This window comes from Phormidesmis sp. 146-12, assembly GCF_052939495.1.
Genome location: NZ_JBJPHS010000006.1, coordinates 110,396 through 127,583, shown reverse-complemented (window position 1 = coordinate 127,583; position 17,188 = coordinate 110,396). Strand labels below are relative to the sequence as shown.

Below are 17,188 nucleotides of genomic sequence, written 5' to 3'. Positions count from 1 at the left end.
TCAAATACTCCCAATTGTTTCAGCGATTTCAATCTTTTTGCCCTGGCAAAAGAGAAGGAGTGAAAGCGTTCAGGATTCGGTTGATGTCTAGCAGAAACATGGTCGTTGTGGCTTCTTCAGGAGAGATGACCGCAGTATGACTGGCGATCGCTAGCAGCCCTGACTGCTGGTTAGACAGCGGCAACCGCTGCATCCTCTCTCGCGGGAACTCGACCAAACTGGGTGGCTCACCCACGGGAATTGCATTGAATTCTTTTGAAGAATTTTGCGTAATCAATAAAAAAGGTCGGGATAACTGACCCGAATTTTCTAGCCCTAACTGCTGATGCAAATCTAAAACCCGAATCGTGTGCTGACCAAGCTGGACTAGCCCCATTTTGCTGAGTTCATGATTGGTGCTGAGGGGATACTTCACCACCTGAAGAACTTCTGCGATCGGCAGCGCCAAGCAATAATCTGCAACGGTAAACGCAATAAACTTTTCTGCTTTTAATCCATCTTGCATCGTTTCCACCTTATCCTAGCTCAGATGCAGAGTTGAGGGCCGTTCTTTTGAGCAGATCTGATACGATAGCCAACAGTTTATGCTCCATATAAGGCTTGACCATATAAACCGTTGCTCCTAATTGTGAGGCGAGTGCCCGGTGCTTATCGCCGCTCTGAGATGACAGCATCACGATCGGAATGTCTGCTAATAGAGGAATTTGTTGTCGGTTTCTCAGCAATTCAAACCCGTTCATGCGGGGCATTTCAATATCACAAATAACTAGCCGGATATCAGATTGACGCTGAAACTGCTCAAGAGCTTCGTAACCATCCGGAGCTTGAAAGACACGATAGCCAGCTTTTTGCAGAGTCAGCGTCAGGGATTGGCGTGTAGTAATTGAGTCGTCCACAATTAGAATTCGAGTGTCTGGCTTTTCACTAAAGTCTGAAGTTGGGAGGGCTGAAAAAGTGGGCTGAGGCAGGATCGATCGCTCAGGACTGGCTAGAAGCGACCCAGCGGTTGTCTTAGCCCAATGGTGATGGACTGGGGCGGTACGCTGCTGATCAAACACTTTTTGAAGTAACATCGCCCCCTCTACGACCAATGCTAATTGCCCGTCGGCCAGCACCGTTGCCCCATGAATATAGTTCGGTGAGCCAATCATAGCTCCTAAAGGACGGATAACCAATTGTTGCTCCCCAATTAGACGATCGACCTCCAAACCCAGTAGGGTCTCTTGGCAGCGAATCACAATGACGGGATCGATCGAATCCTTGGCACTCAGGGGAGCCTGGAAACTCATGGAGAGCGGAGTCGCTGCATCGTAATCGAGAAGGCTTGCCAGCGAGTGGATCGGAGCCAGTTTTTCTTCTGCGCCCTGACTCCACCGCAAAAACCTGCCCCCGTTGCGCTCTTGAATCTGGCTAGCGATCGGAATCAAAATTTGCTCAACGCTATCATCTAACAAGGCATAGGTCTTAGACCCCACCTCGCAGACAAACAATTGAGCGATCGTCAGGTTGAGCGGAATCTGCAACTTGAAGGTCGTTCCCCGATGCAACTCAGAATCAACCGTGACCGCCCCTCGCAGAGCTTGCACCTGGTTTCGCACGACATCTAGCCCAACGCCTCGCCCAGAGAGATCACTGACCTGAGACACCGTGGAGAACCCTGGCTCAAATAGCAAATCAGTTAGCTGATTTTGAGTGAGACTATGCGCCTTTTCGAGGGAGATGAGTTGTCGCTCGATCGCGCGGTGTCGAATTTGATCAAAGTCCAACCCATTGCCATCGTCTTGAACTTCGAGGACGAGATGTCTGCCCTGGTAGTAGGCAGAGAGTGTGATCTGCCCCTTCTCTGGTTTGCCTCGCTGTTGTCGAACGGCGGCAGGTTCAATCCCGTGGTCAAAGGCATTGCGGACTAAGTGCAGCAAAGGGTCAAACAACTTTTCAGCTACTGCTTTGTCCACGAGAACTTCGTTGCCGTGCAGCCTGAGCGCGATCGGTTTGTTGTGCAGGGTTTCTAGCTGTTGTAGAGCATTGGGAAAGCGACCCAAGATCTCACCAAGGGGCAACATCCGAGCTTCGATTAAAGCACTCTGGCTAGAGGTTAGCAGTTGCTGTTGCTTTTCTAGGGTTTGGTCAGATTCGCGAGTCAGCAGATCAATAGCATCCGCCGTTTCTGCTAACTGCACCAGGTGATCGACCAGCAACTGAATCAGGGCAGCGTTGCTCCCGTGGTTGCGGGCTAAGAAATCAGAGCGAGCCTGAGTACTTCCTTGTTTAGAGGCTTTACGGGCTGCTTTACGCGGGAGCTTTGAAGGCGCTCCTAGTGGATTTTTCGCCTGTGGCTGTTTGAACAAGTTAGCCTGGTGAGCGGAGTGATCTTGAAGCTGACCGAGCAGTTGTTGATGTTGCCGGATCTGGTTGAGCAGGGTTTTACTGACCGTCTGTAGCTGCTCGGTCTGAAGCGACTGGCGGTTTTGGTGGGTGACTAGTTCGCCGATCACGTAGTTGAGATGATCTAATTGCTTTACCCCCACTCGCACAGCAGGCAGTGGCGAAACTGGGTCTTTTTGGGGGAGCGCGTTTAGAGGAGCTACCGATCGCTCAGGTTGAGGCGGGCTATACATCTGGCTCAGGGTTTGCTCAACGTTTGCGCCTGAGTCTGGTTGTACCAGTTCTTTCAACTGTTGATCGAATATTGGCTCATCTAAAGTGGACTGCTGCCCCCAGATGCTTTCTAAAAGCGGAGTATCTAGCGCCTCTTCGATTGACTCACTCACCTCTATCTCAGCTATATCAGCATTGAGCGTGAAGGCATCCCCGCGTGGCGGAAGATCAGCGAGTTGTTGTAGCTCACGAGAGGGTTCGCCGCCTTGGCTACGCTCGCCCCCCAGCACGGCTGCCTGTCCTGCTTGGAAGTCTGCGAGAGCGATCTGAGCGATGATCACTGCCTGATCGGGATGATGATCTAAAGCCGTAAGCACCGTGTGGGCGATCGCTCCAAACCCGACTAGGTTGAGAGACTCTGCTAAACCCAGAAGAATTTCGGCTTGAGTTCGCAGTACGGTGCAGATTTCTTCAGGGGGGTCATTGTCCAGGCTCGTTGCGATTTGCGCGAGTCGTTGAGTAACCCCCCCTTCAAATAAGGATTGAGTCAGATCAAACCCCAAATCTGCCGAGGTGGGTAGATAGGCTTCTTGACCAAAGCAGTCTCCTAGCTTGGCTTGCAGTAGGGTAAAAATAGCGGCGGCTCGATCGAGAATTTCGGCATGGTTTACCGATCTGCCTGTGAGTTCTGCCATGAGCGGCAGGCGAAGACACTCCATTCCTTCAAAGAGTAATGCTTCCGCTTCTGAGTCGAGGGATAGGTTGGGCTGACAGAGTGCTCTGAAGATATCTTCGAGCGAGTGGGCCACGCTGGCGATCGTCTCCAATCCCACGCTGGTGGCTGCCCCTTTGAGGGTGTGGGTGGCTCTCATCAGGTTGTTGACTTCATTGATGCCCCAGCTCTCTTGGAGGCGCAGCAAGCCTTCTTCTAGCGCTTGCAGCAGTTCGGGGGCTTCTTGAAGAAAGTATTGATAGGTTTGCTCACGGATGGTTGGGTCTGGGGTCATGATTGAAGGGGGGCGAAGATCTCAGCGACACAGTTGGGATGCTCCCAGCCAGAACCCTCTTGGTCTCTTTCCTTGAGGAGAGGGCCAGGGCGGGGGCAGAGTATTGATGCAGGAGGTCAATGGATCTGTCTAGTTAATCGACCTTGAACTGTCCACTCTTGGATTGCAGGTCTTGAGCCGTTGCGAGTAGCTCTTTGAATGAGGCAGAAATCGTAGCGGAATCCTCCGAGGTTTGGTGGGCAATGGCGGCTACTTTCGTCATCGTTTGGGTAACTGACTGACATTCCTGAGTCTGGGCGTGAGTGGCCTGGGTGATGCCCGTTACGAGTTGGCTAATTTGAGCCGTAGCACCCACGATCGCATTCAAATTCTCACGCGCTTCATTCACGACGGTGGTTCCTGATTCAACCTGTTGAATGCCTGTCTCCATTGCGGTAGACACTTCAGCCGTGCTTGCCTGGATTTCTTGGACAAGCTGCTCAATCTCAGTGGCAGCATTGGCAGACTGTCGCGCCAGCGATCGCACTTCATCGGCAACGACACCAAACCCGCGTCCAAACTCTCCGGCTCTTGTGGCTTCGATCGACGCATTCAAGGCTAGCAGTTGGGTCTGGGTGGTAAAGTTGCCAATCAAGCTGACGATTCTGGAAATCTTTTGAGAAGAGTCGCTTAGACGTTGCAGCCGATTGCTGGTCTCCATCACGGTTTCTCGGATGTCGTCCATCTCTTCCACGGTGCGATCGATCGCCGCATCGCCCGCTAAGACCGTTTGGTTTGCCTGCTGAACGGCAGCTTCTACTTGTTGGGCATTGGTCTCCACCGCCTCCGTTGAGCCAGCCATCCTTTGCACTTGTCCGAGGGCTTGGTCGATCGCTTGGAGTTGCGCTTGAGCCTGATGGGTGAGCATTGTAATGGAAGCACTACTGGTTTGGGTGGTTTGGCTCACTTGGTTAGCGGCGGCTTGCATCTGCGTCACGATTTGCCGCAGGCTACCCAGGGTGTTGTTATAAGCATCAGCCACCGTGCCTACTTCGGTATCGGTCACCGGGGCGCGAGCCGTCAGATCACCTGCCAGCGAAGGTCGGACTGCCATCAGTAATTGGATAACTTCTTGCTGAAGTTGCTCTTTGGCGCTCTTTTCTCGTTGGGCAGCTTCTGCTAATTGCTGCGATCGCTGTTGCAATTGTTCAACAAACTCTCCTTGCTGAATAGCCACATTGAGCTGGGCGGCAATCTGTTTGGCAAATTCAATTTCTGCTTCTTGCCACTTCCGAGGCCCACTACACTGGTGAATGCAGAACAAACCCCAAAGTTTTTCTCCTTTGAACAAGGGCACCACTAAGTTGGCTTGCACCTGAAACTGAGACAGCAATTCGATATAGCAGTCTGCCATTCCTGATTGATAGAGGTCATCAAGCGCCCAGACCCGACCCTTTTGATATTGCGCTGCCACTTCGACAAAGCAGTGATCCGTCACCTTGACCGTCAAGGCTGAAACATAGCCTGGCGTAACATCTTCTACAATAATTGATCCATCGCTGTAGCCTGGGTCAAATTTGAAGATCGCCACGCGATCGACCTGCCAAAAGCTGCGGATTTCTCTAGCAGTGGTCTTAAAGGTCTTCTGCAAATCGAGAGACTGCCGAATGCGATCGCCCGTTCTGGTAATGAAGCGTTCCCGCTCTGCTGTCTTTGCCAACTGTTCTGCTTGAATTCGCAGTTGCTCTAAATATTCTGCTTGTTGCAATGCTACCCCCAACTGAGCGCTAATTCGCATCATTAATTGAACTTCTCCCTCTTGCCAATGCCGCTCGGCACTGGTTTGAAACGCAGAAAGTAACCCCCAAAGCGTCTGTCCCTGGAAGATAGCTACGACCAGACAGGCTTTGACTTCATAGACCTCTAGCGCTTCTACATGGCAATCGGTCAGACCCCCAGTGTAGATATTATCGATGACCAATGGCTCGTTGTTGCAGAACATGCCGCCTTGATGTTCTTGGAGGTAGGGGTCTTCCCAACCACTGCCCACAAGCTGGGGCAGACCTCTAGCCTCTGACTCCGCCACAAAATCGCCAAAGAAGTCTGGGCGAAATTTGTAAATCGTCAACCGCTCAACATTCAGGAGCTTCCGAACTTCTTGGGTGACGGTTTTGAAGATGGTGTTAATGTCAGAAGCCTGGCGAAGCTTATCGATGACACGGGCGACGGCTTGCCCCTGTTCTGATTCTTGGCTGAGTCGAGTGGTTTGTGATCGGACTTGCTCTAAATATTCCGCTTGTCGGATCGCTAGCCCAAACTGCCGCCCCACTTGAGCCAGCAAACTTACCTCGGTTGGCTCCCAGTGGCGCGATCCTGAGTTTTGGTAAGCACCCAGTAAGCCCCACAGCGTTTCTCCATCAAAAATCGGTGCGATCGTATAAGCTTTGACCTCAAACCCTTCCAAAATCTCAAGGTGACAAGGGCTATGATCCGCGTTGTAGATGTCATCCACTGCGACCGTTTCATTGTTGCGATAACGACCTCCCTGAGTTTCTTGCAGATAGCTATCTGCCCACGCGGTTTCAAGCTCAAGTCCCACGAGCGCGATCCAGCTTTTACCCACTGACTCCGACACAAACTGACCACTCCAGTCTGGGTTAAAGCGGTAGACTGCGACTCGATCGCATTTCAACTGCTGCCGCACTTCCTGGGTTGTCGTCTCAAAAACGCTCGCCACATCTGGAGACTGGTGGATTTTTTGAATCATTTTTGCAATGATTTTGTCTTGTTCAGCTTGCTTGTGTTTTTGGGCACGCACTTCTACTGGCTGAAGCGTTAGCCTCAGTTCCCTAACTACTTGGTCGAGCCACTTGATTTCTACCTCCTCCCATTTGCGAAAGTTAGAACATTGCTGGGCGACCAGTAGCCCCCAGAGTTGCTCCCCCACCCAAATGGGAAGGCTTAAACTTGACTTGACCTGAAACTGTTGTAGCAGTTGAAGCTGATAGGGCGTGACGGCTTCTTGGACAACTTCATCGAGTGCCACGAAGGACTGTTGCTGATAGTCTGATGGGTGCTTGACTCCAAAGGCGATCGCCGGGAGTGTCACCTTCAAGCTGGGCGTGTAGCCGACCATCATCGCCTCGGCAACGACAACGCCCTGGTGTTCGCCTTGAAAGCGATAGATCAGCACGCGATCTGCTTGTAAAGCGCGATGAACTTCCGTCACAGTGGTTTCAAACAACGTTTCAACCGTCTCTGTCTGGCGCATCTGGTTGGCAATGGTAAATAGCTCCAGACTGGAACGCTCCGGGTACTGCGCTGGTGGCTCACTGTTGTTAAACGAGTTCGCTAAGGGCGTGGTGACTTCGTAACTAGAAGAGGGACTGGTTTTAGATTGCTTTAGTTTCTGCATGGTTATGGGTATTTCTGGAGCATTATCTGGTTGAGCAAACTGGGGAGGATTGACCTCTAGAATCGTGTCTTGATCGGTCAGGGTTGATTGTTTTGGCGGATCTGCGATCGCTCGATTTTTTGGGGGGTCACTGCCTACGAGTTGTTTCACGAAGCGCATGGTTGGAGAAGCCTCTAAAGTAAAAAACTTTAAGCTTCTCCTCCTGGGTATTTTTTCCATAGGGGGCAATGAACAATGGGTTGGAGGTCTAAAACAGCATCCCTGCACCCTGGGATCGTTCCTTGAACTAGTGGCAAGAGTTGGGGCGCAAACAAACCGAGCGTGGTGGGTTGAAGGTGCTGCAAATCCTGTAGCTCAATGTCATGCACTTGCTGCACGCCCAGTCCGATTGATTGGTGATTGATTTGAGCCACGATCACCGCGATCGAGGTTGCTCTTTGCTCCGGTTGAAAGGGCGACGGGTAGCCCGCAAAGTCGTTGAAGTCTATGAGCCAGAGCATTTCCCCTCGCCAGTTGCAAATCCCCATTACACAGCTAGGCATGTCAGGAACGGGCAAAATCTCGCTCCCGTCTATTTTGAGAATTTCTGTGATTTGCTCTAGGGGGAGCAGCACGCTGTCCTCGGTTCCTAGCTGAAAGCGGAGCAGTGGCTGGCGAGTTTCTGGGGGAAGGGGGCCTACTATCAACGCGCTCAGACTACTGAGGGCTAATGCTGAATCGGAGGATTGCATCATAAAATTGCCTCCTAAGCCGCCGTTAGGCGCAAAACGGTTTTTGTAAACTCTTTCTGATCGACAGGTTTGGGAAGATAGGCATCCGCCCCCAGCATTGCGCCCCACATTTTGTCTACATCCGTTCCCTTGGTTGAGCAGATCACGATCGGGATCTGTGAAGTGCTGGACTGGGTTTTTAATTCGCGGCACAATTCAAACCCGCTTTGCCCTGGGAGGATCACATCCAGAACCACCAGATCTGGTTTCTTCAAGTCGAGCTTGATTCGAGCCTCTTCACAACTGGTGACGCTAATTACTGCCAGACCTGCTTGCTTGAGGTAGCGGGTTAGCACCTCAGTTTCTGTCAAACTATCTTCAACTAAAAGGATCGTGGTCATAGACATGTGCTCGTGATACAACGTTCTTCAAATCAGCCTTCTAAGAAGACAGGGAGGAAACTGGTAGATATTGCTCCAAAGCAGACAGCACTTTTGCTGACTCGATCGGCTTTGCCAAAAAGCCCGAAGAGCCAACAAGCTTTGCCCGCACCCGATCGACAATGCCATCACTGCTGGTGAGAATAATCACTGGAGTGTCTTTGAAGGCTGAAATGCGGCGGATTTGGGCACAGACTTCATACCCATTTGCCACAGGCATAAGCAAGTCTAAAAAGATCAGGTCAGGCTTGTGTTCTAGCAGCATTGGCAGTGCTTGCATTGAGTCGCGTATGTTGATAAACCGATAGCCAGCCGGAGCCAGAATCTGCCCCATCATCGCGCTATCAAATCGGCTGTCGTCAATGTAGGCAATCAGGGAACCTGTGTTTGACTTGACGCGAAAGCTGATGTCATCAACGAGCGTTAGCCCCATCGTCCCCTCGTTCACATAGGGCATAATGGACTGCGTTAAGGGCACTAGGGGCTGGTTTAATTTGGCGGCTAGATCTCTCAACGTCCACCGGCCGTCTGCCAGGGCGGAGAGGTTGTGATAGGCGAGCAGTGATGTCTGCTGTCGCAGTCCTTCCTGATCCCAGATGATGGGTGCTAGATTGGGGGAAAAGCCGACCAAACCCGCTTGTTGCCAAATCTCCCAGGCTTTTTGGGCTTGCTGCCAGGCCTGGTCAGCCTGAAGCGAAACCTGCGGTGAGGTCAGCAGATCGTGAGACAGCTTACTGTAAGCTAGTCGCATTTCCAAGCGCTGTCGGGGCTGTTGACTCGTCTGAATCACATCAAACAGCAGCTCTAGAATGTTGCCTCCCACGATCGCTGCCAGCTTTCCTGGCAGAATTTTTCCTTGTTTAACCTGATTGACTAAAGAGCCGTAGTCCCAGGTTTGAGGGCGCTCTGTTGCCCGATCGTCCGCAGCCAGATGAGGACAGTGCTGATACAGTTGTCGGTTCCAACGACGCAGTGGGTGCAACTCGCCCGCGCTCCACGTTAGGCACCCCAAGTGAAAAAACAAACTCCACAGGGTTCCCTGAGTACCCGAAACACTCAAATCCAGCCGACCTGAAATCCTCTCTCGACTACAAAGCTGAATATGCCTTGCGAGTTCGTGGGCGTTTTCCACTTTGTAAATCGCAATGGGAGGCTCGATCAATCTCACAGATGATGGAGTAAACATTGTTGAAAGACTGGAGGGAAATCTAAATCATTGATCAGCTACTAACACCTGTTTTTTTAGGGTAGAATGCTGCCATATAAATGTCTGTAGAAGAAAAAGCACGGTAAACCACTAGTCTCAAGGATGGAAGCTACACAAACTAGTTTGATCAACCCTGATAAAGCCTTCTCTTGCAGGGCAATTATCAAAATTTTTACAGTAGTAGAAGCTGCCAATATTTTGAATACTTTAATGCAGCAGCTTTGTGTAGTCCCTGAAGCTTAATTGATCAACCGAACCATCTCAAATACTCTTGAGGATGGGATTTCACCAATCGAACCACATCTCGCAATGCAGACTACGTTGCTAATAACTATAAGTACTCTTTTCTATTAAAACTTCAGTTTTTTCCTGAGTTTTATACGTCTTTCTACTGAGATCACTACAAACTCAATAGACAGTGTAATTCTTGTCAATAATGTCTATGATTCTTATATTTTTTCATAAAAAAACCAAAATAAAGTTGACTTCTGTGAGATAGAAATCAACCTTATTTCGGCGTTCTCTACTGAATTACAAGCGTTGCATTGAAAGTTGATCCTGGTTGACTGACATTCTCACGTTGGGTTTCACCGAGTTCAACTGAATTACAAGCGTTACATTGAGGGTTGATCAGAAGCGACCAGTGTACTTAAGTTGTCAACACTGAGTAGCTTTGCAGGATTTTCAGAAAGCGCGGGTGCTGTAAGGCTGTCAGCATAGTGAGAATGACGCTTTTGAGCAATCACTGCTAAGTTGTTCTGCAAGTTGTTTTCTAGAAGATTCGACACTTCGACTGTCTTGATGTCGTAGGTTTGTGTGACTAGTTTGGGGTAGAAACCAATCCCAACGATCGGGATCAACAAGCAAGCCGTAATAAACATTTCGCGAGGATTCACATCAAAGAACGGCCGATGTTCCTTCAACGCTGAATTTTCAGTTCCGTAGAAGACCTGTCTCAGCATAGAGAGCAAGTAGATTGGTGTCAAAATTAGCCCAACCGCTGTCAGAAAAATCACGACTGCCTTAAACGTGGGATTGTAGGCATCACTCGATACCAAACCTAGAAACACCATAATCTCCCCGACAAAGCCACTCATTCCGGGCAGCGCCAGAGAAGCCAGAGAGCCAGCCGTAAACAAAGCAAACGTCTTAGGCATGGTTTTACCCATTCCGCCCATCTCGTCCATATTCAGGGTGTGAGTCCGCTCGTAGGTGACACCCGCAAGGAAGAACAGACTGGCAGCAATCAATCCATGAGATAGCATTTGTAACATTGCACCATTGAGACCCAAGTCGGTGAAAGACGCAATGCCTAGTAGCACAAAGCCCATGTGTGAGATTGAGGAGTAAGCCAGCCGTCGCTTTAGGTTGGTTTGACCAAACGCACACAGCGCACCATAGATAATGTTGACCAAGCCGAGAATGGCGATCGCGGGGGCAAAGTAGACATGGGCACTGGGCAACATCTCAATGTTCATGCGAATCAGGGCATAGCCTCCCATCTTCAACAAGACCCCGGCTAAAATCATCGAAACTGGAGCCGAAGCCTCGCCGTGAGCATCGGGCAACCAGGTGTGCAGTGGGAAAATCGGTAGTTTGACTCCGAAGGCAATCAAGAAGCCTGCATAAGCAAGTAGCTCAAATCCCAAAGAATAGTTCTTGAGGCCTAATGCTTCCATGTCAAAGGTGACGGTATCTCCATAAAACGCCATTCCCAAACCAACTACCAGGATAAAAATCGAAGCTAGGGCAGTGTAGAGAATAAACTTTGTTGCAGCATAGCGGCGTTTGGCTCCACCCCAGATTGCAATCAGGAGGTAGATTGGAACCAGTTCTAGTTCCCAAGTCATAAAGAACAGCAAGAGGTCTTTTGCCACAAATACACCAAGCTGGGCACTGTACATTACCAGCATCAGAAAGTAAAACAACCGGGGCCTATCTTTGACTTTCCACCCTGCAAAGATGGATAAGGTAGTTACTAGACCTGTTAGTAACACTAATGGCATTGATAGACCATCTACGCCAACTGACCAGTTCAACCCCAACTGTGGAATCCAGGAGTAGGTTTCAGTGAGTTGAAATTCAGCCGTCTGAAAATCGTAGTGCTGCCAGGCTACATAGGTCATCAGGGCAAAGTCTACTAAGCCAACACTCAGCGCATACCATCGGACGGTTTTACCCTGCTTGTCTGGCAGTACAGGAATGACGAAGGCAGCTAGGAGCGGCAGAATAACGATCGTTGTTATCCAGGGAAATTGAATGCTCATGGTTAGCACTTAAGAAGAGAGTAGTTTCTGCGTGTAAAGGGCAAAGCAGTCGTGCCAAGGCCCTTGGGGTTGACCATCAATGGTCATCAATGCTTTATCCTTACTGAGCGATCGCACATATCTGCGGTGACGAGCTTGAAAGGTAGAACTACACTAATCGCGATCAACTAGTAGGGTGAGACAGACCTGAACCACACATTCGGATGCTTCTTGCTAAATTACCTGATCGCTGGGTGGTGAGTGAATGAAGTCTGTTCTTGCTTTAAGTTAAGTCAAAGGAGGTAACAAAGTTGGGATATTCCACGATCGGCTCACTGCAACGATCATGAAAAGTGCCATTAGGCATGATGGTTCCCCTCATTGTTGCGTATCTCAAATTAACCTGCCTGAGATTTGCTCTAAATAGACAGCTTCCAACGAGATCGGCTCTGCTGAAATTTGCGCTCTGCAAGTTAGCCCCAGTCAAATCAGCCATAAACAAAACCGCCTCCTGAAAGTCAGTTCCTGTAAGGTCTGACTCGCTCAAATCTGCCCAGGGTAGATAGGCTTGACTTAGCTTAGACATTGATAAAGTAGACTGTTTCAGGTTCGCTTCTCGCAGGCTGGCTCGACTCAAATCTGCTTCTCTCACGATCGCCCATTGCAGATCCACCTCAGTCAAGTCTGCTCCATTCAGATTTGCGTTACTAAGATCTGCTCGGCAAAGATCTGCTTGGCGTAGGATGCTCATACTCAGATCGGCTCCCCTTAAGTCTGCCCCCATCAAATTTGCACCCGTGAGGTTTGCACCGCTCAGGTTTGCCTGACTTAGCTTTGCCCAACTCAGATCGACCTCTCTAAGGTTGGCTTTACTTAGATGTGCGCCGCTGAGATTGGTCTGGCTAAAACTTCTTTGCCCTAAGAGATAGCGTTTTACAAGCTTCTCAACAGCTATTTCTCTCGCGTCCAGTGCCTTTGCATTCATTTCCTTAACCTCCATTGCCTCAATTGGTCAAATCCGATCGATTTGTCTACTCTCTGAGATTGGAAACCCATAGAAGGGTGATTCGTTATGCAATAGCCGAGGACATCGTGTCAGCTTCTAAGGGAGTTGTTAGTTCCCCTAGACACAGGAACATAGTCTTATACCAAATCAATCAACCAATGATACTCATAACAGTGAACTAACTGATTTCTGTCTCTCAGACTTGGAAAGAACTCATTAGAAAAGCCGTTTCAAAGTCTCCCAGAATTGGGGAATTTAGGGGGCGAGGATTTGTATCAACAATCAGTAGATTTGGCTGATTGACTGACAAATCTTTTCAGGTAGGTTGGGTTGAACCTGGTGAAACCCAACGTTAGCAACGGTAGAAAGGCTGCTGTTGGGTTTCGCGTTGCTCAACACCAACCTACGAAGAATCGAGGGTTTTAGGAGTTTTGTCAGTCAGCCAGGTAGATTTGGTATTAGATCAGGCTACACCCTAAATGCTGGTGCTTTAGCTGACGACGACATAGACTCGATCGAGTTTGATCTTCTTGCCATTCGTTCCGGTATTACGGACAATAACTTTCAAATCATTTACCTTTGCGGCTGTGTTGATTGCTGCCGTCACATCCCACTCTACAAGGCGCTCTTTTGACTCGCCTGACAAAACGGGGACTGCTTGGCTTCCTAAGATGGAGGGTTTGGTTAGTGAGCCGCCACCAATCTGAAAGACCACTGAGTTAGGCGAAATTCCTTCTTCTTCGTAGTGTTCTATGTAGATTTTCACTGATCGAATTGTGCTACTTGTCGGGATAGTGTTACCAAACTTGAATGACCAAAAATCGCCTGATTCTAAATCTAAGCGATCGTTATCACTTTTCTTGACTACGTAGACTTTCCCATCTTGGACTAAGGTTTTCCGGTTTTTGGTATCCCAGCCGTCTACAACCTGTAGGGTGACCGAATTGCTAATAGGAGTAGGAGTGGGAGTAGGGGTAGGGGTAGGAGTCGGAGTCGGAGTCGGAGTCGGAGTCGGAGCGGGAGTGGGTGTAGGAGTGGGAGTGGGAGTGGGAGTGGGAGTCGGCGTTGGTGTCGGTGCAGCTTGTCCAAATATAGACTGAACACCCTGGCTAGAGTTGAACATTGCACGACTGTCATGCGCGACATTAGGAACCGTAACTTTCCTATGGTTGTTCTGAATTGAGGAACCAAAGAATTGAGTTAGATAGTTGTAGTAAATCGTTCCTCTCTCAAATCGGTGCGCCCCTTGTAGCTTAGCAGGACAATCATTATCCAAGGAAGAAGCATTCGGATCGGTATCTTTTTCACCGAGCAAGTAAACAACTTGTCGTTGGGCATATTGCGATGTGATCTTGGCGGCTCCAAGGTTCTGCATGTAAGGGTTCAACCCACTCAAACCATACTTGTAGGTGTTAAAGTCAGGACAACTAGATTGTGCCTGAGCGCCAGGAACCGCAAATTGATCAACCGTCTTGAGAACTCTGCGCTTGCCATCAAAGTAGACATAGGAAGATGGGTTAGCGACGATATAGCGGGTGGGCACCGCTGCTGATTCGACACTCCCCGCCGCAAAGCGATTGGCAAATTGTCCGCCTGCTGAGTGTCCGACGATCGTAATGCTTTGCAGGTTGGGGTAGAGGTTGCGGTTTGCTAATTGCTCCATCATTCCATTGACTGCACTAAACGAGCTAGTTTGCGTCGATCGCGGGTTGCTCGATGTGGATAGTGATGAGTCTCCCTGCTTCCAGCCATCGTTTGTCCAAAATGAAATATCGCGTCCAGGGTTGCGGCTTTCGATATCTTCTTCTAGCAAAAACTGTGGAGCTAAAATAATCGTATCGTTGGATGCTCCAGCCTTTTTCGCAGCCTCTACAATGTACTGGTAATAGTCATCTGCATTTCTGTTTGTGCCATGAATAACAATCACAGCACGCCGAACAGTGGTATCTTGTTGTCCCAAAGGTTTATTGCTGCAATAGGGGAGTTTGAGGCTACCCGCCGTGTTCAAAGCGATCCGACCTGCACAGACAACCGATACTGGATCTTTTGCCACAGCAGGGTTGGTCTGCAACTGCAAAGTTGTGATTGTTCCAAGCATGAGTACCGTTGTAGCCAGCTTTTTTACCGTAGATTCGCCTTTCAAGTTAACCACGATTCCTCCTGGGAATTAAAGAGTGGGAATTTTGGTAGAGGCGCACCCTGGCTTTGAGTAGTTGCTTTAGCTAATTCGATGAATGCGATCGTGTTCTAATACTTTAAACACTCCAAGACAGTGGATTGATTTTGTTTAGTCAATGTTCCGCCAAGCAGCCTACTCATCAACTCACACTTGATAGCAAGACTAGTCCCAACACTGTGCCAAAAACAAGTAGTACATAGAGTTGAGCGCGACCGCTCTCCAGATACTTTAAGCCTTCGCCCAGGACTAAAGTGACTAAACCTGTCAGATTGACGAATCCATCCACTACTGTGCGATCGACTTCTCTCACCTGCTGGGCAAGGCGACGACTGCTCTGAACAAACACCACATCATACAAGTCGTCGATGTACCATTTATGCAAAGAGAGCAAGTAAAGCGGTCGAATTCGATGTGCGATCGCACCTGGATCAATTTCGTGCTTGAGATACATCAGGAGGGCAAGAATAATGCCAAGTAGCGCGATCGCGACCGAGGTTCCTGCTATCAACAGAAACTCATTCAGATCAAAAACATTCATTCGCTCAATCAAAGCAGGCAACGCTTGATCTGAGGAATTTAGGAAGGCTTTAAAGTAGTTGGCAAACGGAGTGCCTACTAGCCCGATTAGCTGGGAGGGGATTGCTAAAATCACTAATGGCAACACCATTGCCAACGGTGACTCATGGGGGTACTCGCGATGGTTGTTATGCTGGTCAGGAGATTCGGCAGACTGTTGAAGTTTTTTAGTCTGGAGCTGCTGACGAATGGCATAATTGTGTCCGCGAAACTCCCCTTCAAAAGTTGAGAGATACATACGGAACATATAGAAGGCGGTGATTCCTGCTGTCAGCCAGCCGATCGCCCATAGGATTGGATTTGCAGCAAAGGCAGCCCCCAGAATTTCATCTTTTGACCAAAACCCAGCAAACGGCGGAATCCCAGCAATGGCGAGGGTGCCAATTAGAAAAGTAGTCGCTGTGACGGGCATGTATTTCCTCAATCCACCCATCAGGCGCATATCTTGCGCTAAAGCAGGGTCATGTCCGACTACAGATTCCATCCCATGAATCACAGAACCTGACCCCAGAAACAGCATCGCCTTAAAGTAAGCGTGAGTCATCAGGTGAAACAATCCGGCACTATAAGCGCCTACTCCCATCGCCATGATCATGTAGCCCAACTGAGACATGGTGGAGTACGCCAAGCCTTTTTTGATGTCGTTTTGAGTGATGGCGATCGTCGCTCCCAAAAATGCCGTGAATGCCCCTGTCCAGGCAATCACATTCATTGCAGCAGGCAGACCTTCAAAGACGGGAAACATTCGCGCAACTAAGAAAACTCCGGCGGCGACCATCGTTGCTGCATGGATCAGCGCAGAAATCGGAGTCGGGCCTTCCATCGCATCGGGCAACCAGACATGTAATGGAAACTGAGCAGATTTGGCAACGGGGCCAAGAAAAACTAGAATTGCAAACAGGGAAGCTAAACCAACGCTAAGAGAACCAGATTGAATCAATGCCTGTAAGCGATCGCTAATCACCTCAAACTCAAAGCTGCCTGTCGTCCAATACAGGGCTAAAATTCCTAACAGCAAACCAAAATCGCCAACTCGATTGGTAACAAACGCTTTTTGAGAAGCCGCCGCTGCCGCTTTACGTTCATACCAAAATCCGATCAGCAGATAAGAACACATGCCGACCAGTTCCCAAAAAATGTAAATCTGCACCAGGTTAGGACTGATCACTAACCCCAGCATTGAGGAGCTAAATAGGCTCAGATAAACATAGAAACGAACATAGCTCGGATCATGCGCCATGTAGCCATCTGTGTAAATCATCACCAAGAACGCTACAGTGGTCACGATCGTTAGCATCATTGCTGCCAGGTGGTCGATCGTGTAGCCGATTCTTAGATGAAAACTTCCAGCAGTTGCCCACTCAAATCCGTCGATGTAAGAGGCATGTCCCTGAATCTGACTCCACAGTAAGGACATAGACATTAGCATCGCGGCTCCAACCAGAGACATGATGAAAACGGCACTTTCTCGACGAAGACGATTTGTTGTTTTGTTAAAGGTAATTAAACCCAAACCAATCAACGCCGCTCCAGCCAAAGGCAGTACCGGAATTAGCCAGACATACTGATATAGTAGTTCCATGATTCATGCCTGCTCCCATATTGTCTATAATCAACCAGCTTGAGACATCACTTAAAAACCCCGATGTTTCCATTAAGCTATCCTCACTGAGGTAACAAACCTGGGGCGGAGCAGAATCGACCCAAGATTAGTTCCATCTATTTTATGGCTGCCTCATCCTACATTGCGGCTGTTTACTGGATTGGGCGATCGCCATGAGCTTATCGTCGATCGCTCTCTGCAACAAGTAAAATGGAGGTATGT

General features: G+C 49.3%; 10 protein-coding genes. All 10 read right to left on the bottom strand.

The window, feature by feature from the left end; all coding sequences use genetic code 11:
* Positions 1-28: 28 nt before the first annotated feature.
* The gene (locus tag ACKFKF_RS04770; RefSeq protein ID WP_446866631.1) at positions 29-505 is read right to left on the bottom strand and encodes a chemotaxis protein CheW; all 477 of its coding nucleotides are present in this window, start codon (positions 503-505) and stop codon (positions 29-31) included.
* 10 nt (positions 506-515) lie between these two features.
* Positions 516-3,605 carry a hybrid sensor histidine kinase/response regulator gene (locus ACKFKF_RS04765; RefSeq protein WP_446866630.1) on the bottom strand — a complete coding sequence of 1,030 codons (3,090 nt, stop codon included), beginning with the start codon at positions 3,603-3,605 and terminating at the stop codon, positions 516-518.
* A 133-nt stretch (positions 3,606-3,738) separates the two neighbouring features.
* Positions 3,739-7,158 (bottom strand): GAF domain-containing protein, encoded by a 3,420-nt coding sequence (locus tag ACKFKF_RS04760; protein WP_446866629.1) that lies wholly within the window; start codon positions 7,156-7,158, stop codon positions 3,739-3,741.
* A 29-nt stretch (positions 7,159-7,187) separates the two neighbouring features.
* A complete protein-coding gene (locus ACKFKF_RS04755) occupies positions 7,188-7,730 on the bottom strand; it encodes a chemotaxis protein CheW (protein WP_446866627.1) in 543 nt (180 codons plus the stop codon).
* 14 nt (positions 7,731-7,744) lie between these two features.
* Complete coding sequence (locus tag ACKFKF_RS04750) at positions 7,745-8,110, bottom strand: response regulator transcription factor (protein ID WP_446866626.1); 366 nt, start codon at positions 8,108-8,110, stop codon at positions 7,745-7,747.
* Positions 8,111-8,150: 40 nt separating this feature from the next.
* On the bottom strand, positions 8,151-9,335 hold the full coding sequence (locus ACKFKF_RS04745) for a response regulator (RefSeq protein ID WP_446866625.1): 1,185 nt from the start codon (positions 9,333-9,335) through the stop codon (positions 8,151-8,153).
* Between the two features lie 635 nt (positions 9,336-9,970).
* A complete protein-coding gene (locus ACKFKF_RS04740) occupies positions 9,971-11,623 on the bottom strand; it encodes an NAD(P)H-quinone oxidoreductase subunit 4 (RefSeq protein ID WP_446866624.1) in 1,653 nt (550 codons plus the stop codon).
* 262 nt (positions 11,624-11,885) lie between these two features.
* Complete coding sequence (locus tag ACKFKF_RS04735) at positions 11,886-12,587, bottom strand: pentapeptide repeat-containing protein (protein ID WP_446866623.1); 702 nt, start codon at positions 12,585-12,587, stop codon at positions 11,886-11,888.
* A gap of 511 nt (positions 12,588-13,098) precedes the next feature.
* On the bottom strand, positions 13,099-14,760 hold the full coding sequence (locus tag ACKFKF_RS04730; RefSeq protein WP_446866622.1) for a hypothetical protein: 1,662 nt from the start codon (positions 14,758-14,760) through the stop codon (positions 13,099-13,101).
* A gap of 166 nt (positions 14,761-14,926) precedes the next feature.
* A complete protein-coding gene (locus ACKFKF_RS04725) occupies positions 14,927-16,945 on the bottom strand; it encodes an NAD(P)H-quinone oxidoreductase subunit 5 (RefSeq protein ID WP_446866621.1) in 2,019 nt (672 codons plus the stop codon).
* Positions 16,946-17,188: the final 243 nt, after the last annotated feature.